This window comes from Acidobacteriota bacterium (assembly GCA_040752915.1).
In the GTDB taxonomy this organism is placed as follows: Bacteria; Acidobacteriota; UBA4820; order UBA4820; family DSQY01; genus JBFLVU01.
In genome coordinates, this window is record JBFMHB010000050.1 from 1 (window position 1) to 21,301 (window position 21,301).

Here is a 21,301-nt window from a genome sequence, read left to right on the forward strand (position 1 = left end):
GAAGGACACGGCGTCGGGCGCGAAGGAGGCGGCGATGGTGTGGTCGGCCTGGACGTTGGTGAAGGTGTAAGAGGCGACGGGGCCGACGGAAACGCCGTCCACGAGGACGTCGGCGACGTGGAAGCCCGAATTGGGTGTGATTGTGAAGGTGATGTTGGAACCCTGGCCTACAACCACGGAGCCGCTCGGCGCGATGGAGCCTCCCGCCCCGGCGCTGGCCAGGATCTCGAAGGTGACCGGCGTGGTGGATTCGAAAACCGCATGAATGGCGTGGTTTGCGTTCACGTCCAGGAACGTGTGGAGGAGGGCGGGACCGATGGAGATCCCGTCGATTTGCACGTCCCGCGTGATGAAACCGGGATTGGGCCGGATCGTGAAGGCCTGGTCGTCCCCCTCGAAGACCGTGACGTTTCCGCTTGGAGTGATGGTCCCACCGGCCGTGGCCGTGGCGCGGATGGTGTACGCGGTTCGAGCGTAGCGAGCCTCGATGGTGTGGGAGGCCTGCACGTCCACGAACGTGAATCCGGGCAGGATTCCGAGGGAGAGCCCGTCCACGACGACTTCGGACAGGTAGTAGCCGGGCGATGGCGAGAACGTGAAGGACTGGTCGCCGCCGACGGGTACGGCCACCGCGCCCGAGGGAGAAATGGAACCCCCGGTCGTGGCCGTGGCGGTGATGACGAAGTGGGTCCTCACGAACGTGGCGGAAAGGGTGTGGTTCGACTGGACGTTGGTGAAGGTGTAGGAGGCGACCGGACCGACGGAGGAGCCGTCCACGACGACATCCAGGATTCCGTAGTTGGCCGATGGCGTGATGGTGAATGTCCGGTTCTGGCCATGCGCCACCGTTACGGCGCCGGAGGGCGTTACGGTTCCCCCGGTGCCCGAGGAGGCGGTGATCGTGAACGTCACGGCGGCGAAGGTGGCCGAAAGGGTGTGGTCGGCCTGGACATTGGTGAAGGTATAGGAGGCGACGGGGCCGACGGAGACGCCATCCACGAGAACGTCGGCGACGTGGAAGCCCGAATTGGGGGTGATGGTGAAGGTCTGATCGGCGCCCCGGGGGACGGAAACGGCGCCCGAGGGGGCGACGGAGCCGCCCGTTCCGGCGGTGGCGGTGAGGGTGTGCATGGGAACCGAGACGGACACCGTCCGGGAGCACGTTTCGGTTTGCAGACCCGACGTGACGGTCACGGTGGCGGTGTAGGCGCCGGCCGTCGGGTAGACGTGGACCGGATCTTCCTCGACGGATGCGCCGCCGTCTCCAAAGGACCAACTGAACGAATAGGTTCCCGTACCTCCCGAGGCCGACGCGTCGAACGCGACGGAAAGGGGGTAGGGACCGGCGTCCGGGGCGGCATCGCATGAAACCACCAGCGGCGGCACGTCCACGGATACGGGCACCTGTGCGGTCACCTGGCCGCCCATGGAGTCGGTGACCCGGAGAACGGCGGTGTACGCCCCGGCGGACTCGAATTCGTGGATCGGTGACTGGGCAAGGGAGCCCGCTCCGTCCCCGAAGTCCCAGGCGTAGGCGTAAGGAGGCGCTCCCCCGGTTGCGCCGCCCGTGAAGGCCACATCCAGTGGGGCATATCCCGTTGCCGGAGCCGCGTCGGCGGATGCGACGAGGTCATAATCCACCGGTACGAAGTCGCGGGCGCGCAGAACCCCCGCCACGCGGAGGACCGCCTTGGCCTGGACGTCGCCCTTCATTTTTGCCTGGAGTGCGACGGAGGCGGGCACGGGGAAGGTGATCCGGTTCCACCCCGGCTGGAGTGCCACGGCGAGAGATCCGGCCTTCACCCTGTTCCGCTTGCGAGGGTCCAGGAACTTCACTTTGACCACGCCCTCCTTGACCACCGACCTGGGATTGAAGACCAGGATCTGGAGGGACGCATCGCGCGCGGAGTACACGAGGGCGGGGTCGTTTTCGAAGAGGACGCTCCAACCCCCCGATTCAAGGCTGGATTCGAAGAGGAGGCTGACCTCCGCGTCGGCCTCGAGAACCCTTCCGTCGGCCAGGCTCACTTCGGCCGAAAGCAGGAGGTCGCAGGGGACGGGAAAGGCGGAGAACGCCTCCGGGGGCACGTTCCACTCGAGAACGCTCATCCCGGGCGCGAGATCCACGGCGCGCTCGAGGAATGCAGCCTGGAGGTCGCCCTCTTCGAGTTCGGCCCGAAGGGCGAGGTGGGCGGAGCCACCCTCCGGCAAATCCACCATGAGACGGATCGTGTTGACGGTTGCCGCGGAGAGGACCGGCGGGGCCACCACTTCCAGCGATGCGGGGGCCAAGGCGGCCGCGGAACTCGGGTTGATGAGGATCAGGGACACACCGAGAGCGGATAATAGACTGAGTCCTTTCATGCCGGACAGGCTCCTTCTTCTTTGAGGAGGAACACACCACTCGCTCTCCTCAACGTAGGGCGTGGCTCGGGAATTTCCGGGCGCCGCGCCCGCTCCGGGTCCTGGGCTTCGCCGCCGTGGTATGCTGAGACGTCGCCGGGAGGTGCGTGATGGACGGAACGCGCGTGGAACGGGCGGTTCTTCCGAATGGCCTGACGCTGGTCGTGGAGCGGATGCCCCACTTTCCATCGGTGACGGCCGGCGTTTGGGTCAAGCGGGGCTCCCGGCAGGAGAGCCCGGCCACCCACGGGGCCAGCCACTTCGTGGAACACCTGGTCTTCAAGGGCACCCCGACCCGCACGTACACCGAGATCTACAAGACCTTCGACCGAATGGGCGGCGTGCTGGACGCGTTCACCTCCAGGGAGATCATGGGCTTTTATTTCCGGGTTCAGAAGGCCCATTTCCCGGAGGCCTTTGAAGTGCTGTGCGACATGCTGGTGAACGCCACTTTCCCCGAGGAGGAGATGGAGAGGGAGAGGGGCGTGATTCTGGAAGAAATCAGCATGATCAATGATACTCCCAGCGACCTCGCGGGCGACCTCTTTCTCCAGAGGGCCTACCCGAGCCACCCGCTGGGGAGGCCGATCCAGGGCACCACCGCTTCCGTGACCTCCATGACGAGGCGGAGGCTCCTGCAACACTACCGCTCCATGATCCAGCCCCAATATCTGGTCGTGACCGCCACCGGCGACACGTCCCTGAAGGAGATCCGGGATCAGGTCCTGCGCCATCTCGGAGGCCTGAAAGAGCGCCCGTCGAGGGGCGAGAGGCCCCCCGCCTTCCGCCCCGGCCAGGGCGTTCAGGAAAGAAAACACCTTGAGCAGGCACAGATCGTCCTCGGATTCGAGGCTCCCGCGGCGGACGGTCCCACCCGGCACACGCTGATGGTGCTGGCCAACTGCTTGGGCGGGACCATGTCCTCCCGGCTGTTTACGGAGATCCGCGAGAAGCGGGGCCTTGTCTATTCGATTTCCGCGGAGCACATGCTCTACACGGACACGGGCCTCTTCACCATCCAGGCGGCCTCCAGCCACGACAAGGCGAGGCGGACCGTGGAGGAGACCCTGGAGGTTCTGGCGGGCGTGGTAAAGGAAGGCCTGGCGGAGGAAGAGGTCGCCCTCGCAAAGGACAACCTTCTGGGGGGATTGATCCTGTCTCTGGAGTCCCCCGCCTCCCGTATGGGGCGCCTCGCGAGAAACGAGTTGTACTTCGGCAGGCAGAAGCCCGTGGAAGAGGCCCTCGAGGGCATCCGGAGGGTAACCGCGGCGGCGGTCGCCCGGGCCGCCCGCAGACTGTTCGTACCGGAAAACGGCCTGGTCTTCGTCCTGGGAAGGGCGTCTGCCCTCCGGTCCGGAGCCCTGGGGATCTTGGAGCGATCATGAACGGCTGTCCGCCCGTGCGGCTCCTGCGGCTTGCCCACGGCCGTGGGCTGCCTGTGCCGTCCGCCGCCACGCCGTCCTCCGCCGGCTTCGACCTCTGCGCCGCCGTGCAGGAGTCCGTGGTCCTCAAGCCCGGCGAACGACGTCTCATTCCCACGGGCTTCGCATGGGAGATTCCGGATGGGTTTGAAGGCCAGGTCCGGCCCCGGTCCGGCCTCGCCATCCGGCACGGACTGACGCTTCTCAATGCCCCAGGGACCGTGGATTCCGACTACCGGGGGGAGGTGTGCGTGATCCTGTGCAATCTCGGGGAGGAGCCCTACACGGTGGAACGGGGGGCCCGGATCGCACAGATGGTCGTTTCCCCGGTGACCCGGTGCGAGGTCATCGAGGCCGATGAACTGACCCCCACGGAACGGGGCGCGGGTGGTTTCGGTCACACGGGAACTTGAGGCGGGACGCATGTTGCCGGAGTGGGAAGGCGGGAGGATGGCCTCGAAGCGCCCCGGCGGCGCGGCAGAGAGACCTTTCCACCGCGGATGGGGGAGCCCTCTCCTCCCTGCGTGCCCCCACCCCGCCCCGCCGTCCGGGCCGTCGCGCCCCGGGGAGCCCCCGCCGTGAGCCTCCGGGTGCGCGTGATCGCATCGGGCTCCGGAGGGAATGCCGCCCTGTATAGCGCGGGGGGCACGCACGTCCTTCTCGACTGCGGCGTGTCGGCCCGGCGGCTCACCTTCGCTCTCCGGGAGGAGGGCATCGAGCCCGATGAGCTTTCGGGCGTGTTCATCACCCACGAACACACGGACCACGTCCAGGGCCTGCGGGTCTTTCTCAAGAGGCGCAGGGTCCCTCTGTTCATCGCACCCGAGAGCTGGGCGGCGCTGGCCCGTTGCGGCGTGGAGGCCCGCTCCGTGGAGCCCCTTCGGGGAGGTGTACGGGTCCAGCTGGGCCCCCTGGGCCTGACCCCCTTTCCCCTTCCGCACGACGCGGCCTCCTGCTTCGGCTTCGTTGTGGAATCCGCCGGCGTGAGGGCCGTCCAGGCCACGGACCTGGGAACCCCCACGGCCCTGGTCCGGGAGCGCCTCCGGGACGCCCATTGCATCCTCCTGGAGTTCAACCACGATCCCGACCTTCTGATGAGGGGTTCGTATCCTCTGGACGTGAAGATCCGGGTCCGAGGGAGGCTGGGACACCTTTCCAACGATCAGGCGGGTACTCTCCTGGCCGGATGCGTCCACGGGGATCTTCAGGCGGTCTATCTCATGCACCTTTCCCGGGAAAACAACCAGCCCCACATGGCCCTGCTCTCCGCGCGGGAGGCCCTCGGGGGCCGGAGGGTCCCCCTGAGGGTCGCGCAACAGGACTCCCCCGTGGAGGCGTGGGAAGGGTAGGAGGACATGGAACCGGGGAACCAGGCATGAGCTCGGGAGGCGTCTTTCCTTGATGTAGAATGAGCCCGGGAGGTCCTCATGATCCCAAGATACACGCGGCCGACGATGGCGGCCCACTGGTCCGACCAGAACCGATTCGCGACCTGGCTCAAGGTTGAGCTGGCGGCCCTTTCGGCTCAAGCTCAGATGGGGCTCGTTCCCCGGGAGGCCGCGGACGAGATCGCCCGCAGGGCGCGCTTCGACGTGCGCCGGATCGACGAGATCGAGGCGCGCGTCAAGCACGACGTGATCGCCTTCACCACGTCCGTGAGCGAGTCCATCGGGGACCTCAGCCGCTACTTTCATTACGGCCTTACTTCCTCCGACGTGGTGGACACGGCGCTGGCCATCATGACCCGCGACGCCCTGGACCTCATCCTGGAAGAGGTGGACAACTTCCGCGAAGTGCTCAAGCGAAGGGCCCTGGAGTTCAAGGACCGGATCGTCGTGGGTCGCACCCACGGCATCCACGCGGAGCCCACGACCCTGGGCCTGAAGTTCGCGCTCTGGTACGCGGAGATGGGCAGGAACCGCAGGCGGCTCAAAGCCGCCCGGGAGACCATCGCGGTGGGAAAGCTCTCCGGGGCCGTGGGCACCTTCGCCCACCTTTCGCCCGCCGTGGAGGAGCTCGTGTGCCGGAAGCTCCAGCTGAAGCCGGACCCGATCTCCACCCAGGTCATCCAGCGAGACCGCCACGCCGAGGTCCTGTCGGCTCTCGCCCTGTGCGGGGCCACCCTGGAGAAGATCGCCACCGAGGTCCGCCATCTCCAGAGAACCGAGGTGCGGGAGGTGGAGGAGCCCTTCTCGGAGGGGCAGAAGGGCTCATCGGCCATGCCCCACAAGCGCAATCCGGTGGGATGCGAGAATGTCACGGGACTGGCGAGGCTCCTTCGGGCCTATCTCGTTCCCGCCTTCGAGGACGTGGCCCTCTGGCACGAGCGGGACATCTCCCACTCGTCCGCTGAGCGGGTGATCCTCCCCGACGCGACGACCCTGCTGGACTACATGCTCCACAGGATGGGGCAAATCCTGGTGGGTCTCCACACCTACCCCGAGGCCATGGAGGCCAACCTCAACAAGACCCGCGGCCTCCTGTACAGCCAGAAGGTGCTGCTGGCCCTCACGCGGGCCGGACTCAGCCGCGAGGACGCCTATGCCCGGGTCCAGGACTGCGCCATGAGAACCTGGAAGGGTGAAGGGGACTTCCTGGATCTCCTTGTGGCGGAACCCGAAGTGGCCGCCCGCATTTCCAGGGAGGAACTTTCCAAGGCCTTCGACCCCCGTCCCTTCCTGGCCCACGTGGACGAGATTTTCGAACGGGTCTTCGAGTAGGGGACCGGGTCGGGACCCGTCGCCCGTCGCGGGGCGGCCGGGTGCCCTGGCGCAGGCGAATCCCTCCCCCCAGTCGCGGACGGAACGACCCCGTGCGCGTCGGCCCGCCTGCCTGATCCGGGCCCAGCTATTGCCCGGCCGCTTCGAGGATCTCCCCGAGGAGCGTACCGAACTCGTCCGGTCGGTCGTGGAAGGGGCAGTGGCCGCAATCCTCCATGATCACCAGGCGCGCCCCGGCGGACCGGAGCAGGGCGATGGCGCGCGGACTGGCTCCCTTGGGAGAGGCGGCGAGGAAGCAGGCCGGGAGGGGGAGCGCCGCCATCCTCCGGGCCAGGTCGTTCCTCCTCGAGAGTTCCACGATCTCCCGGGCGTGGAGGTAAAAGGCGCGGGGGTCGCACAGTCTGAGCCCCCTCGCGAACACGACCACGCTTGGGTCGGATTGCGCCATGAGGGAGGCCTCGAGGCGGATCTGATCCAGGCCCTCCCTCAGGAAATCGTCCGGGCCGTAGACCGTCACGGCCCGGCTCAACGTGCAGTCCTCCTCGCAGATGTTTCCTTCGACGTTCACCAGGATGGATACGCATTCCGGATTCCGCTCGGCCAGGATCTGTCCGAGAACTCCGCCCATGGAATGGCCGACGACCGCCACGGGGCCTTTGCCCCGGGACCTCAGCCAGGCCGCGAGAAAGTCCGCCAGAGCATCGAGTCCGGCAGGATCCCCCGTCAAGGGCGACCGGCCGTAGCCGGGAAGGTCGGGAACGAGGAGCCGGAACCGGCCGAGGGCGGGGTGCCCCACGAGGACCTCGAAGGTCTCGCCCCAGTCCCCCAGGCCATGGATGAAGAGGATCTCCCCCCGGGCTCCCCGAGAGGGCCCGTACCGGCGGACGAACATCCCAGCCTCTACGGACTCTCGGCGCTTCATGCGGACCTCCCGCCGGTCCCCCAAGCCCCCGAGTCGAGCCTCATCCTCCTGAACATAGGTTGGACCCCGCATCATTTCCACCCTCCGGCCCTCCCCGGGGCCTGTTCGGTGGGGCCGGGCTTTGGTAAAGTAACCTCGAAGCGGCGAACGGGCGCTCCCTGGGCCCGCCCCCCGGAAATCGAGGTGAGTGCATGAAGGCTCGCGTCCACGTATTTCTCAAGCCCGCGGTCCTGGACCCTCAAGGCAAAGCCGTCCAGCAGGCCCTCAAGACGCTCGGATTCGAGGAGGTCTCCTCGGTCCGGCAGGGCAAGTTCTTCGACATCGAGACCGGAGACCTCCCCGGGGGCGAGGACCCGAAGGGCCGGGTTGAAGCCTACTGCCGGAAGCTCCTGGCCAACCCGATCATCGAGGATTTCCGCGTCGAGGTCCTCGCGCCATGAACATCGCCGTCGTCGAGTTTCTCGGGAGCAATTGCGACCACGACGCGGAACAGTGGTCTCTGCGCCTCTCTGCGGCCCGCAGCCGGATGGTCTGGTACACGGAGCGGGACCTCTCGTGGGCGGACCTGGTCATTCTCCCCGGAGGATTCTCTTACGGAGATTACCTGCGCTGTGGGGCCATGGCGGCGCGGACGCCCGTGATGGAGGCCGTCATCGCCCACGCCCGGAGAGGGGGCCTGGTTCTCGGAATCTGCAACGGTTTTCAGATCCTCTGCGAGGTGGGTATTCTCCCGGGAGCCCTCCTGAAGAACCAGACCCTCACCTTCCTTTGCCAGGACGTCTACCTGCGGTGCGAGACGTCCGCTTCCCCCTTCACTTCCGGAATCTCCGAGGGCAGTCTTCTGAGGGTCCCGATCGCGCACGGAGACGGAAACTACTTCGCCGATCCGGATACGCTTCGGCGGCTCAACGGGGAGGGCCGGGTGGCCTTCCGCTACGCCGCCCCCGATGGAAGTTTGAAGCCGGAGTGGAACCCCAACGGGTCCGTGGAGGCCATCGCGGGCATCCTCAACGAAGGTCGGAACGTGCTGGGGATGATGCCCCATCCGGAGCGGGCCAGCGAGCCCCTCATGGGCTCTTCCGACGGAGCCGCCATCCTCCGCTCGGCCCTCCGGGCCCTGGGCTCGTGACGGCCCGAAGGGAGGGCCTTACCAGGCGGCGCCCGTGCCGGGCGGATCGCGCCGCTTTCGGGAGCCCTCCGTGGCAACACTCACGGCCCCCCGAGGGCCTTGTTCGGAGTTGAACCGTGGCCGACCCCAAAGTGACGAAAGAGCTTGCGTTTCAGCACGGACTGACCGAAGAAGAGTGGGAGAGAATCCTCGCCATTCTCGGCAGGGTGCCCACCTACCCCGAATTGGGAATCTTTTCGGTCATGTGGAGCGAGCACTGCTCCTACAAGTCCTCCAGGATCCACCTCCGGCGGTTTCCCACCTCGGGGCCCCGCGTGCTTCAGGGTCCGGGGGAGAACGCGGGCGTCGTGGACGTGGGGGAGGGATGGGCCGTCTGCTTCAAGATGGAGTCCCACAACCATCCTTCCTACATCGAACCCTACCAGGGGGCCGCAACGGGAGTCGGAGGCATCCTGCGGGACGTGTTCACCATGGGGGCCCGCCCCGTCGCCAACCTCAACTCCCTTCACTTCGGGCGCCCCGACCACCCGAAGACCCGCCACCTCGTGCGGGGCGTCGTCGCGGGCATCGGTGACTACGGCAACTGCGTGGGCATCCCCACGGTGGGCGGCCAGGTGGTCTTTCACCCCTGCTACGACGGAAACATCCTCGTGAACGCGTTCACCCTCGGCCTCCTTCGGGCGGATCGGATCTTCCGGGGCTATGCCAGCGGCGTGGGAAATCCGGTCCTCTACGTGGGCTCGAAGACCGGACGGGACGGCATCCACGGCGCCACCATGGCCAGCGCCGAATTCTCCGAGGAGACAGAGCAGAAGAGGCCCACCGTCCAGGTGGGGGACCCCTTCACCGAGAAGCTCCTCCTGGAGGCTTGCCTGGAACTCATGGAGGAGGACGTGATCGTGGGCATCCAGGACATGGGTGCGGCGGGGCTCACCTCCTCCTCCTTCGAAATGGCGGGCCGCGCCGGGTCGGGGATCCGGCTCGACCTCGACCGCGTGCCCATGCGCGAGGAGGGGATGACCCCCTACGAATTGCTCCTCTCCGAATCCCAGGAGCGCATGCTCATCGTGGCCCAGCGGGGACGAGAGGGGCGGGTGAAAGAGGTCTTTTCCAAGTGGGCCCTGGACGCCGTGGCCATCGGAGAGGTGACGGACACGGGCCGCGCGGAGATTTACTGGCGCGGGGAGAAGGTCGTGGACATGCCCGTGGGCCCCGTGAGCGACCAGGCCCCCGTCTATGACCGGCCGAGGGAGGCCCCGGCCCTCCCGCGCGGCGTGCCCGTGCCCGGAGGCGAGGTCCTCGGCGCCGTCGCCCCCGAGGAGGCCCTCCTCCGCCTCCTCGGCCACCCCGACCTCTGCTCCAGGAGGTGGGTGTACACGCAGTACGACCAATCCGTCCGGACCAACACGGTGCTCGGCCCCGGCGGCGACGCCGCCATCGTGCGGATCAAGGGGACCCGGCGCGCCGTGGCCCTGTCCCTCGACGTGAATCCCCGATGGTGTCACCTGGACCCGTACCTGGGAGGGGCCCACGCCGTGGCGGAAGGGGCGCGCAACGTCTCCTGCGCGGGAGCCAAGCCCCTCGCGATCACGGACTGCCTTAACTTCGGGAATCCAGAGCGGCCCGACGTCATGTGGGAGTTCTCGCGGTGCGTGGACGGGGTTTCCGAGGCCTGCAGGGCCCTCGAAACGCCCGTGGTCTCCGGCAACGTCTCCTTCTACAACGAGACCAACGGGACGGGAATCTACCCCACGCCGACCATCGGGATGGTGGGGTTGTTGGAGGACGTGGACCGCCGTCTGGAGCCCTGGTTTCAAACGGAGGGAGACGCCGTGGTCCTCCTGGGGGAGACGAAGGGCCACCTGGGCGGATCGTCCTACCTGTGGCTCCTCCACGGGGTCGAGGCCGCTCCCGTCCCGCCCCTGGACCTCTTGAAAGAACGGGCCCTGCAAGACCTCCTGCAGCACCTCGCCTCCGAAAGGATCGCGCGCTCGGCCCACGACTGCTCCGAAGGGGGCCTCGCCCTGGCCGCCGCGGAAGGGTGTCTCGCTCCCCGCTCGGATTCCGGCGTGCGCCTCCGGCTGGCCTCGGGCGGGCTGGAGCCGGCGGCCCTTCTCTTCGGGGAGGACGCCTCCCGCGCCCTCGTCACCTGCGGCCCCGGGGACCTTCCCAGGCTCCTGGAGGCCGCCGGCCGGGCGTCGGTGCCCGCCGCGGTCGTGGGCAGGGTGACGCCGGGGAGGTTCACCGTGGAAGTGGACGGGAAGACCCTCGTGGACCTCTCGGTTTCACGGATCCGGGAGATCTGGAGCCGCGGTCTGGACTCCGTGGTCGGGTAGGTCCCCGGCTCAGGCCGGAGTCGTCTCCAGGGAGGCCCTCCATGTGCGGGATCTTCGGTCTCTACAACCACCCCGAGGCGGCCCGGATCACGGTCTACGGCCTTTACGGCCTACAGCACCGCGGCCAGGAATCGGCCGGGGTGGCCACTTCGGACGGGGCCGACCTGCACGTCCACAAGGGGATGGGCCTCGTTTCGGACGTGTTCGGGGGGAACGACCTGTCGGGGCTCCCGGGTCCGACGGCGGTGGGCCACGTTCGATACTCCACCTCCGGGAGCTCCCAATTGCGAAACGCCGGGCCCATCGTGGCGCGGACCCAGCACGGGGAAGTCGCTTTGTGCCACAACGGGAACCTCGTCAACGGCCTGAGCCTCCGGGAGGACCTCGAGCGCCACGGGGCCATCTTTGCCTCCACGACGGATTCGGAGGTCATCCTCCACCTCTTCGCCCGCTCCGGGCAGCAGGATCCCGTCGATGCGCTGGTGGACAGCCTGCGGTCCCTCAAGGGGGCCTTCAGCCTCCTCGTCCTGTTCCGGGACTCCCTGGTGGCCGTCCGGGACCCGTGGGGGTTCCGGCCCCTGGTACTGGGGGAACTCGAGGGAAGCCCCGTGTTCGCCTCCGAGACCTGCGCCCTGGATCTCTTGAAGGCCCGCTATATCCGGGAGGTGGAGCCCGGCGAAATGGTCGTGGTTACGGAGGGGGGTCAGCGGTCCATTTTCCCCTTCCGGCATGGCGCCGCCGTCCCCTGCATTTTCGAGTACGTTTACTTCGCGCGGCCGGACTCGAACCTCTTCGGAAAAGTGGTCTTTCCGGTTCGAACCGAACTGGGCCGGAGGCTGGCCGAGGAGCAGCCCGCCGAGGCCGACATCGTCGTCCCGGTGCCCGATTCGGGAATCCCCGCCGGCGTCGGCTTCTCCGAGCGGAGCGGCCTGCCGCTGGTCATGGGGCTCATCCGGAACCACTACGTTGGCCGCACCTTCATCGCTCCCCGGCAGTCCATGAGGGACTTTTCGGCACGGCTCAAGCTCAATGCCGTCCCGGGTCTCCTGGAGGGAAAGCGCGTGGTGCTGGTGGACGACTCCCTCGTGCGGGGAACCACCTCGCGGAAGATCGTCCGGCTCGTCAAGGACGCCGGGGCCACCGAGGTCCACCTGCGCCTCTCCAGCCCGCCCATCGTGAACCCCTGCGTGTACGGCATCGACACGCCGGAGCGTTCGGAACTGTTGGCGGCCAACATGGACCTTCCGGCCATTCGGGACTTCGTGGGAGCCGACAGCCTCGGGTATTTGAGCCCGGAAGGCCTCCACGAAGCGGCGGGACGAACCCTGGGGAAAGCCTGCTACGCCTGTTTTGGCGGGCCCTACCCCGTGGCCTGGAAGCCGCCGCGCGGAGCCCAGCGCACCCTGTTCGAGAAGGAGCGGGGCTGATTCTCGTTCCCCCAGCAGGCCCACCGATCCTCTGCCCGGGCCATCTGGCACTCGAATCCCCCGTCGCCCCGCGTCCCCGCGTTCGCTCTTGCGAGCCCTCGCGGCAGGCCGGTATACTGTAACAACCCGGTCCACAGTCGAGGTCCGGCGCCCAGGGGGTGTCGAAATGTCGGGTTGGACCAGCCGTACGCAGAAGTTCTTGTACGATCTCCTGCCCATCTTGTTCGCCCTGTTCGTCGCCGTCGTCTACTTCCTGACGGTTGTGCCCAACACCCGGCCGTACTGGGAAAAGTACCTTCTGGTGGTCCTGGTTCTTCTGGTCGTGGACCGGATCCTGATCACCTGGTACATGCGGGTCAAGCTCCTGCCACCCATCCTGGCCTACAAAAGGGGCAAGAGGTCGGGCAAGACCTTCTCGCGGCAGGAGCTCGAGGCCTTTTACCGGGCATTGGCCTCCCATGTCCTGAGGCACCAGGTCGTCAGCGGGATCGCGTGGGCCGTGGCGGGGCTCGTGCTCGCCACCATCGTGTTCATCTTCCTTCAGCGCACATGGGTCGCCTTCCTGGGCGTCCTCTTCACCGGCGCCATCGCGGCCTCCGTTTCGCTGGGCTTCACGTACTTTCTCCTCCAGCGGCAGACCCGGCCGCTGATCGAGGAGATCCAGGCCAACCTCGACCACCTGCCGGACGTGTCCAAATGGCGCCTCTCCTTCGGGGGCAAGGTGGGGGCCTCCATCGTCCTGCTGACCGTCCTCGCCTTCCTGGGCTTCGGCGTGCTCATCTATTCCCGGCTCACGCTGGGTCTGGCCGATTTCGCGGTGAAGGCGGGCGTGGATCCCGCCGGCTCGCTCGTCTCACAGCTCCGGGCCGCGGACCCAGCCGAGTGGCCCCGGATCCTCTCGTCCCGCTCCGACAGCCTGTGGACCCTCGTGGCCGTCCAGGCCGACGGGACCGTCCTGGGCCAGACGGAGGGGGATTACCGGGCCGAATCCCTGGCAGCGGGTTTGGAAGCAGGCCGAGGGGCGAACGAGAGCCGGGTGCTGCCCACGAACTGGGGTCCCGTCGCCGTGTTTCCGCTCGGGGGGGACCGGACGGCGGTCTTGCTGGCCCAGCGGTCTTCCCTCCGGTCGGTGCTGAAGAACGTGAGCGCAACCGGAGTGGGTTTCCTCGTGGGGACCCTGGTGGTCCTGAGCGGGTACATTCTGTGGCTTAGCCGCGACACGGGCCGTGCCCTGTCCCGGACGGCGGAGTACAGCCGACGCCTCGCCTCCGGAGACCTGACCCGAATCCCGGCCATCTGGTCCGACGACGAGATGGGGCAGATGGCGGACAACCTCCGGTCCACCTTCCAGGGACTTCGAAAGATGACCCATGAGGTCTCGGGCGCCTCCTCGGCCGTCGAGGTGGAGGTGTCGAAGACCGCGGAGGTTGTGGGAGGGCTCCACCAGCTCGTGGCCTCCCAGACCCGGTCCGCCGGAAAGACGACGGAGGCCGTGAGGACCATGGAAGCCAAGATGGTCCAGGTATCCGCCGCCATGGACCAGGTGGCCAGTTCGACGCAGGAGGTGTCCTCCGCCATTTTGGAGATGCAGGCCAGCGTGGAGGAGATTGCCCGCAACGCGGATGTCCTCATCCAGTCCGTCGAAGCCACGGTTTCCTCGTCCAACGAGATCGCCTCCAGCGCGGACGAGATCAAGGAGGCCACGGACCGCCTCCACGGCTCGGGGCAGGAGGCCGTGTCCTTTCTCACCCAGCTGGACGCCTCCCTGGAGGAGACCCGCCGGAACTCCAAGGCCCTCGCGGAAGCCTCCGGCAAGGTCACCCAGGACGCGGAGGCCGGTTTTTCCTCCGTCGCCGCCGTGGAGGACGGGATCCTCAAGACCCGAAACGCCAGCGAGGTGAGCCGGGCCACCCTGCGGGAACTCATGGACTCCATCGAGAAGATCGGCCGGATCGTGAGCGTCATCCAGGAGGTGACGGAGCAGACCAACCTCCTCTCCCTGAACGCCTCCATCATCGCCGCCGGGGCGGGCGAACACGGAAAGCCGTTCGCCGTGGTGGCCACGCAGATTCGGGAGCTCTCCTCGCGCACGGCGGGCCACGCCAAGGAGATTCGTTCGGTTATCTCGAAGCTCACGGAAAGCGGGGGTGAAATGGCCGCCTCCATGGACCACACCTTCCGGGTGGTGGACGCCAGCACGGTCCTGAGCCGCCAGGCCGGCGTGGCCCTCCGGACCATCCTCGAATCCGCCTCCACCCAAGAAGAGATGAGCAAGCGAATCGCCTCCGCCGCGGAGGAACTGGCTCACGGAGGCCAATCGGCCAGCCGGGCCATGCACGAGATCTTCGAGAGGATGGAGGGTATCGCCCGAGCCACGCAGGAGCAGGCGGCCTCCACCCGGTTCCTGAACGACGAGGCGGAGCGTGTGCGCGAGGTGGCGGGGCAGCTCCGGAACGCCACGGAGGAGCAGGCCAAGGGCTCCCGGGTCATCAGCGAGGCCGTGACGAGGATCATGGAGGACAGCCGCAAGACCAACCAGGCCATCCAGGCCCAGGCCCAGGAGGCCAAGGCCATCAGCGACGCCATGGTCGAAGTGGCGGGCGTCGCCCAGGCCATTGAGAAGGCCTTTGCGGACCTCACGGCGGCGGCCTCCACGCTCCAGCGGAGCGCCAACGTGCTCCGGCGGGAGATTCAGGCGTTTCGAGTCTGAAGGCGGGCCCCGGATCCCGCGGTCCCGGAACGGGAACGTGTGGGAGCCGGGGAGGACCTTGCGGGTGAGGCATGAAGGACACGGGACTGACCTACAAATCCAGCGGCGTGGACATCGATGCCCAAGACCGGGGGTTGGAGGGCGTAAAAAAACTCGCCAAGTCCACCTTCACGAGGGGCGTCCTTTCGGACATCGGCCTTTTCGGGGGCCTGTTCGCCCTGGACCCCTCGGACCCGTCGGGGCCCGTGCTCGTCGCCTCGGCCGACGGAGTAGGGACAAAACTCAAGGTCGCCGAGATGGCCGGACGGTTCGACACGGTGGGCCGCGACCTCGTGAACCACTGCGTGAACGACATCCTCGTGCAGGGCGCGGAACCGCTCTTCTTCCTCGACTATTTCGCCGCCGGCAGGCTCGACCCCGAGCGACTCGTGGAGGTCGTTTCCGGGCTTGCCGAGGGTTGCAGGGAAAACGGCTGCGCCCTCCTGGGCGGCGAGACGGCCGAAATGCCCGGCCTTTACCAGGGCGCCGACTTCGACCTGGCCGGATTCATCGTGGGCCGGGTCTTGAAGGACCATCTGTATCCGCGGGAGATCGCGCCGGGCCAGGTGCTCGTGGGCTTGCCCTCCAACGGCCTCCATACGAACGGCTATTCTCTCGCCCGGAAGCTTCTCTTCGAGGTCAAGGGCTTCCGCGCGGACACCCGTCTGGAAGATTTGGGGACCACCGTCGGAGAGGCCCTGCTGGCCGTCCACAGGTCCTACCTGCCCGTTCTCCGGCCCCTCTTGAAGCCGGCTTCGGGCCTGAGGGGGATGGCCCACATCACCGGTGGCGGAATCCCCGACAATCTCCCTCGCATTCTCCCTCAGGGGGTGGAGGCGCTCGTTCGCCCGGCCGGGTGGACGGAGCCGCCGATCTTCGGGTACATCCGCCGGGAGGGCAGAGTGCCCGAGGAGGACATGCGGAGGACCTTCAACCTGGGCGTTGGCATGCTTCTGGTGGTCGAAAGGGAACAGGTTGACGCCCTCCTGGCCGGCTTGCGGGCCCGCGGGGAGGAACCGTTCCTGGCCGGAGAACTCCGTCCGGGTCAGAGACGCGTGGTCTACGCGGATTGACCTCGCCTCCCGCCGGCGTGCATGGAATTTCGCTCCACCGGATCCTACGGCAGGTCGAACAGGATGACTTCGGATGCCTCCGCCGACCGGATCGCGAGGATCGACTCGCCGGATACGGCCGCTCCATCCCCGGCGGAAAGGAGGATCCCGTTCAAGGATAGAGGCCCCCGGGTCACCTGCACCCAGGCGTGCCGGTGGGTGGGGAGCGGGTGGGAGAGGGACGCACCCGACTCCAGCCGCCCCACGTAGACCCTGGCATCCTGGGCGATGGCGACGGAGCCCTGGGCGCCCTCCGGGGAGGCCACCAGCCTCAGGCGGTTCAACAAGTCCCCTTCCGGAAATGCCTCCTGGGAATAGGCCGGCGTCAGGCCCCTTCGGGCCGGGTGAATCCAGATTTGCAGAAAGTGGACGGGCTCCGTCGAGCTCGCGTTGAACTCGCTATGGGAGACTCCCGTCCCCGCTCCCATCCGTTGGATCTCACCCGGGCGGATGACGGAGCCGTTGCCCAGGCTGTCCCGATGTTCCAGGGCGCCGGACAGAACCCACGTGAGGATTTCCATGTCCCTGTGGGAATGGGTGGGAAACCCCTCCGCCGGGCGGACCCGGTCCTCGTTCAAAACCCTCAAGACCCGAAACCCCATATGTTCGGGATCGAGGTAGTCCCCGAAGGAGAATGTGTGGCGGGTATCCAGCCACCCGAAGTCGAAGGAGCCCCGATCTTCCGATTTCCTCACGCGAATCATGGAGGCCTCCCGAGAGGAAGCCGAACCGGCCAGGCGGGGCCGGTATTCCTGCGGGTCGCTTCCGCAGGGAGGTGCCATCCTCCGCAAGAGCGTCTTGCTTTCGGCCTGCCTCGCGCCCGGGGAGCGCGAGGGGGATGGCGGGGCGGACCGAGGGAAGGGAGGGCAGTCAGGCGGCGGTGGGACGGTTGCGGAGGTAGGCTTCGAGGGCGTTTCGGACCTTGCCGCGTGCCCGGTGCAGGCGCATTTTCACCACATCCTTGTTGAGCCCTAGGGCGGAGGCCACGGAGTCCGTGTCGAGTCCTTCGAGGTCCCTCAGGACCAGCACCGAACGGTATCCGTCCGGAAGGTCCAGGATGGCCTGGCGCAACCGCTCACGAAGCTCGGAGTCCAGGACGGCCTGGTCCGGGAGGCGGTTCCACGGCAGGGGCTGGGCGGTCGCATGCGGGTCGGGAAGGGCTTCGTCCAGTTCCACCTCTTCCTTGAGGAACTTGGAGCGCCGCCGCCGCATCAGGCACGCGTTGTGGGCGATGCGGTACAGCCAGCCCGCGAAGGCCCCCGGGTTCTTCAGGGTTCCGATGGATTCGAAGGTCTTGAGGAGGGTCTCCTGAAGGACCTCCCGCGCGTCCTCGCGGTCCCCGCACATCCGCAGGCCAAAGTTGAGGAGGCGGTCCCCGTACTGGCCGAAGAACTCCTCGAAGGCCCCCGGGTCGCGGCTCTTCATGCGCTCGATGAGTTCGCTGGGGATGTCCAATTCGGTCCTCTCCGGGAGAAACCTGAGTATAGGCGAAATCCGCCGGCCTCTCAAGGAACGGGGCACCAAGTCCCATCCGGAAGGGACCGCCCGCGTAGGGCCGGTCTTGCCGGTGCAGGCCTCCGCGCTTAAGATCGTATGAGGGCGGGAGGCCTCGGACTTCCCGATCCGACCCGCCGATCGGAAGCCGCTCCGGCGGCTCCGATCCGTCGCGGGTCCATGGGAGGTGGCCTTGCGCTCCTTGATTCTGAGGCTTCCCACTTGGCTTCTTGAGCTGATCCCCGTGGTCGCGGGGGTCGTCACCGCCTTCGGATACTTCATCGTGGTCCTCCCGGCCACCCTTCCGTTCACGGGAGAGTACTTTCTGGCCGCCTTCGTGATCTACGGCATCACCCGGATTCCAGCCAATTGGTATTTCAAGCGGCACCTCCTGCCCCCGCTTCGGAACTACCTTTCGGCCCGCCGGGCCGGGAGAGCGCTCTCCCAGTCGGAACTGCGGGACACATACCTCGCGCTCTCCTCGCACCTTTCCCGCTCCACCCGCGCGAACCTCCTGCTCTGGGCCTTCAGCGCCGTGCTCCTGCTGGCCGCCGACCAGATATGGCTCGTCGGGACGGTCCTGTCCATGGTCACCTTGTTGTTCACGACGAGCATCATCGTCATGATCGCGCTCGTCCTTTCCTACTACATCAACAAGGCCCGCCTGGAACCGGTGATGGAGGAGGTCCAGCTCCTGCTCGAGCGGACCCCCGACGTGGCCTCCCGGCGCATCTCCCTCTCCAGGAAACTGGTGGTCGTGGTGTTCGGAATGAACTCCCTCGTCTTTCTCGCCTTCGGCGTGCTCCTGTACGCCCAGATGGCCCGTGCGATTCAAGCGGGGGTCCTTCGGAGTTCGGAGACCCAGATCCGGGGCCTCCTCGACCGGCTGGAAGGGACCGGGAAAGAAGGCTGGCTCGATGTCCTGCGGGCCGGGACTCCCGACGGCTGTGAATCGGCGGTCGTGGACGCCACCGGGACTCCCCTTGCGGAGCACCCGGAGGGGGCATTCGGGGGAGCTTCGGGCATGCGAAAGTGGCTTCGGCGATCGGGGATGATTGGGAAGGACCAGATCCAGGTCTCCACGCCCAAAGGCCAGGCGCGGCTGCTTCCCGGGCCGGGGGGCACGGGCCTCGTGGTCTTGGCCTCGCCGGGATTGACGGCGCCGAAGAGGATGTTCGGCATCTTCACCGTCGGATTCGGCTATCTGCTGGTCGCCCTGGTCGTCATGGGCGGCTACATCGGGTTATTCGGAAGCGACCTGGGCCGGATCGGCGCCAAGATCGCGGCCTTCAGCCACTCCCTCGCGGCCGGAGATTTGAGGAAGCCCGTGGCGGGGTGGTCCGACGACGAACTGGGCGCCGTGTCCGACAACCTTCGAACCCAGTTCTCCGGGTTGAGGGACCTGGCCACCGAGGTGTCCCGGTCGGTCGCCCTGGTGGAGGAGGAGATCGGCCGGCTGGCCAGGACCGCGGATTCGCTGGGAAGGGATTCGGAAGAACAAGCCCGGTCCATTGCCCGCACCCGCGAGGCGGTCCGGGGGGCGCAAGACTCCTCGGTGAGGGTCTCCCGCTCCATGGAGGAGGTGGCCGCCTCGACTCAGGAGGTGTCCTCGACGGTTCTGCAGATGCAGGCGAACACGGAGGAGATCGCCGGAAACGCGGACGTGCTGACCCAGTCGGTGGAACAGACGGCCGCTTCCTCGAACGAAATCGCCTGCGCTTCGGAGGAGATCGGGAGGTCCACGACGGAACTCGAGCGAAGCGGTCAGGAAACGGTTTCCTTCTTCACGGAGCTGGACGCCACCTTGGAGGAGACCCGGGTCAATGCCGGCACACTCCTCTCCACGGCCATGGAGCTGAAGCGGGACGCTTCGGAAGGGCACGAGGCCGTGCGGGAGGTGGAAGAGACGATCCAGGCGACCCACCAGGCCATCGAGGGCAGCCGACAGGATCTCCAGGTGCTCCACGAAGTCCTCGGACGGATCGGGTCCGTGACCGAGGTGATCCAAGAGATCAGCGAGCAGACCCACCTGCTTTCCCTGAACGCATCCATCATCGCCGCCGGGGCGGGGGAGTACGGCCGTCCCTTCGCGGTGGTGGCCCAGCAGATCCGCGAACTTTCCCGCCGCACCGCCGCCAACGTGAAAGAGATCCGGTCCCACGTCCAGTCCGTCCAGGAGGGGCGGGAAAGGATGGTCGGTTCGGTGAGCCGATCGGCCGACGCGGCGGAAAAGAGCACCCGCCTGTCCCGCCGTGCCGGGGAGGCCCTGACGACGATCCTCCGCTCCGCGGAGCGGCAGGAGGAGGTGAGCCGCACCATCGCCTCGGCGGCGGAAGAGGTTGCCCTGGGCGGAAACCACGCGGGGCTCGCCCTCCAGCGCATCTTCTCCCAGATCCAGGAGATTTCACGGGCCGTGGAGCAGGAGATCCGGGCCACGAGGCTCCTCCACGAGGAGTCGGAGCGAGTGAGGGAAGTGGCTTCGCAGGTTCGGACCGCGACGGGCGAACAGGCCCGGGGAGCCGTCCTCATGAGCCAGGCCGCCAGCCGAATCTCGGAGCAGGCCCAGGAGACCTCGGGGGCGGCCCGTTCTCAGGCCGACGCCGCCTCCTCCATCCTGGGCGCCGTGGAGCGGATCAACTCGGCGGCCGGTGGATTGCGGGAGGCCTGCGGAGAACTCTCGAGGTCGGCCACCAGGCTGCAGGAAGGCGCGCGGAGGCTGAGTCGGAGCGTGCAGGCCATCCGGCTCTGAGAAGTGGGTGGCATCGGAGAGAAATCACCTTCCCCGGCGGAAGAAGTTCATCCACTCCTGAACGTCCACCCCGGCGGGGGATGGCTTCTCCGCGTCCCCGCCGCGCCGGGGGCGGAGCTCTGAAAGGAACCGCTCGGGGGTGATGACCTTCCCCCTTCGATCCCTGCACCTCAGGGACAGGTCCCGGTCGGCGGTCACGACGGTGTCGCCGGGACGCACGAGCGCGTGAATCAGGTCATCGGCGGAACCGCGTCCCGAGTAAGTGACGGTGACTCGCCCCCTCCGCGTTCCCCCCGCGACGCCCGCGGGAGGAGGGCCGTCGAAGACGATCGTGAGGGGCAGGGGCGTTCGGCAGGCCAGAATCCGTTGGAGGAGCCCTTCTCGCCCGGGGTCCCGCCCCTCCCGGGAGGCGATGAATCCGAGGACGTTGTTTCCGTCCAGGATCCAGGCCACGGCTCAGGGGGCCCCTGGTCTCTTCCAGGTGGCCACGCGGGGGCTCGCGTGCTGTTTGAAGAAATCGGGAAGCGAGGCCAGGGCGGTCTCCGCCGAGGTCCGGTCCGGGTAATGGCCCCAGATGACCCGGTAGCAATCGCGCCCCTTGAGGTCGTAGGGAAGGACCATGAACCGGGGGTCCCCTCCTGCGGCCGAAAGGCCCTTGGCGAGGGTTTCGGGCTGGCAGGCCACCTCCACATCGATGGTGAAAGGGGCCGCCTCGTTCCTCAGGGCCGCGGCGAAGGCGCGAGCGGCCTCGGGAAAGCGCCCTGCGTTCAGTAGGTCCCGAGCGGAGCCAGCATCTGCGCTCCCCGCGGGAAGGGGAGCCACGGTGGGGGTCGGAGCGG

The 21,301-nt window shown here is 67.4% G+C and carries 17 protein-coding genes; 11 read left to right on the forward strand and 6 right to left on the reverse strand.

Annotated features, from left to right (window positions below):
* The coding region (locus AB1824_09795; GenBank protein MEW5765256.1) for a PKD domain-containing protein at positions 1-2,364 on the reverse strand (2,364 nt) is incomplete at its 3' end.
* 149 nt (positions 2,365-2,513) lie between these two features.
* Between AB1824_09795 and AB1824_09800 the strand changes: the two genes are divergently transcribed.
* The 4 genes from AB1824_09800 (at position 2,514) to purB (ending at position 6,544) form a co-directional block, all read left to right on the forward strand.
* Positions 2,514-3,788, forward strand: coding sequence for a pitrilysin family protein (locus AB1824_09800; protein MEW5765257.1), 1,275 nt, complete (start codon positions 2,514-2,516; stop codon positions 3,786-3,788).
* The gene (gene dut, locus AB1824_09805) at positions 3,785-4,237 is read left to right on the forward strand and encodes a dUTP diphosphatase (GenBank protein ID MEW5765258.1); all 453 of its coding nucleotides are present in this window, start codon (positions 3,785-3,787) and stop codon (positions 4,235-4,237) included. Before AB1824_09800 ends, dut begins: the two co-directional genes overlap by 4 nt.
* 165 nt (positions 4,238-4,402) lie before the next feature.
* On the forward strand, positions 4,403-5,173 hold the full coding sequence (locus AB1824_09810) for an MBL fold metallo-hydrolase (GenBank protein ID MEW5765259.1): 771 nt from the start codon (positions 4,403-4,405) through the stop codon (positions 5,171-5,173).
* 78 nt (positions 5,174-5,251) lie between these two features.
* On the forward strand, positions 5,252-6,544 hold the full coding sequence (purB, locus tag AB1824_09815; protein MEW5765260.1) for an adenylosuccinate lyase: 1,293 nt from the start codon (positions 5,252-5,254) through the stop codon (positions 6,542-6,544).
* A 127-nt stretch (positions 6,545-6,671) separates the two neighbouring features.
* On the opposite strand, the gene AB1824_09820 is transcribed toward purB, so the two are convergent.
* The gene (locus AB1824_09820; GenBank protein MEW5765261.1) at positions 6,672-7,466 is read right to left on the reverse strand and encodes an alpha/beta hydrolase; all 795 of its coding nucleotides are present in this window, start codon (positions 7,464-7,466) and stop codon (positions 6,672-6,674) included.
* A 191-nt stretch (positions 7,467-7,657) separates the two neighbouring features.
* On the opposite strand from AB1824_09820, the gene purS reads away from it, so the two are divergent.
* From purS to purM, 6 genes are all read left to right on the forward strand, one after another.
* Positions 7,658-7,906: a phosphoribosylformylglycinamidine synthase subunit PurS gene (gene purS / locus AB1824_09825; GenBank protein MEW5765262.1), complete on the forward strand. Its 249-nt coding sequence runs from the start codon at positions 7,658-7,660 to the stop codon at positions 7,904-7,906.
* A complete protein-coding gene (gene purQ, locus AB1824_09830) occupies positions 7,903-8,595 on the forward strand; it encodes a phosphoribosylformylglycinamidine synthase subunit PurQ (GenBank protein ID MEW5765263.1) in 693 nt (230 codons plus the stop codon). The genes purS and purQ overlap by 4 nt, the downstream gene beginning before the upstream one ends.
* Positions 8,596-8,711: 116 nt before the next feature.
* Positions 8,712-10,931 carry a phosphoribosylformylglycinamidine synthase subunit PurL gene (gene purL, locus AB1824_09835; GenBank protein ID MEW5765264.1) on the forward strand — a complete coding sequence of 740 codons (2,220 nt, stop codon included), beginning with the start codon at positions 8,712-8,714 and terminating at the stop codon, positions 10,929-10,931.
* 41 nt (positions 10,932-10,972) lie between these two features.
* On the forward strand, positions 10,973-12,358 hold the full coding sequence (gene purF, locus AB1824_09840; protein ID MEW5765265.1) for an amidophosphoribosyltransferase: 1,386 nt from the start codon (positions 10,973-10,975) through the stop codon (positions 12,356-12,358).
* 166 nt (positions 12,359-12,524) lie between these two features.
* Positions 12,525-15,068, forward strand: coding sequence for a HAMP domain-containing methyl-accepting chemotaxis protein (locus AB1824_09845; GenBank protein MEW5765266.1), 2,544 nt, complete (start codon positions 12,525-12,527; stop codon positions 15,066-15,068).
* Between the two features lie 71 nt (positions 15,069-15,139).
* Entirely contained in the window at positions 15,140-16,180 is a 1,041-nt protein-coding gene (gene purM / locus AB1824_09850; protein MEW5765267.1) for a phosphoribosylformylglycinamidine cyclo-ligase, read from the forward strand.
* Between the two features lie 44 nt (positions 16,181-16,224).
* Here purM and AB1824_09855 read toward each other — a convergent pair whose 3' ends face one another.
* Together AB1824_09855 and AB1824_09860 are read right to left on the reverse strand one after the other, a co-directional pair.
* Entirely contained in the window at positions 16,225-16,923 is a 699-nt protein-coding gene (locus AB1824_09855; protein ID MEW5765268.1) for a pirin family protein, read from the reverse strand.
* Positions 16,924-17,089: 166 nt separating this feature from the next.
* Complete coding sequence (locus AB1824_09860; protein ID MEW5765269.1) at positions 17,090-17,674, reverse strand: RNA polymerase sigma factor; 585 nt, start codon at positions 17,672-17,674, stop codon at positions 17,090-17,092.
* A 232-nt stretch (positions 17,675-17,906) separates the two neighbouring features.
* Here AB1824_09860 and AB1824_09865 point away from each other — a divergent pair, with 232 nt between their 5' ends.
* Positions 17,907-20,462 carry a methyl-accepting chemotaxis protein gene (locus AB1824_09865; protein MEW5765270.1) on the forward strand — a complete coding sequence of 852 codons (2,556 nt, stop codon included), beginning with the start codon at positions 17,907-17,909 and terminating at the stop codon, positions 20,460-20,462.
* 24 nt (positions 20,463-20,486) lie between these two features.
* On the opposite strand, the gene AB1824_09870 is transcribed toward AB1824_09865, so the two are convergent.
* Together AB1824_09870 and AB1824_09875 are read right to left on the reverse strand one after the other, a co-directional pair.
* A complete protein-coding gene (locus tag AB1824_09870; protein MEW5765271.1) occupies positions 20,487-20,915 on the reverse strand; it encodes a hypothetical protein in 429 nt (142 codons plus the stop codon).
* A 3-nt stretch (positions 20,916-20,918) separates the two neighbouring features.
* On the reverse strand, positions 20,919-21,301 hold a 383-nt coding region (locus tag AB1824_09875; GenBank protein ID MEW5765272.1), incomplete at its 5' end, for an SPOR domain-containing protein.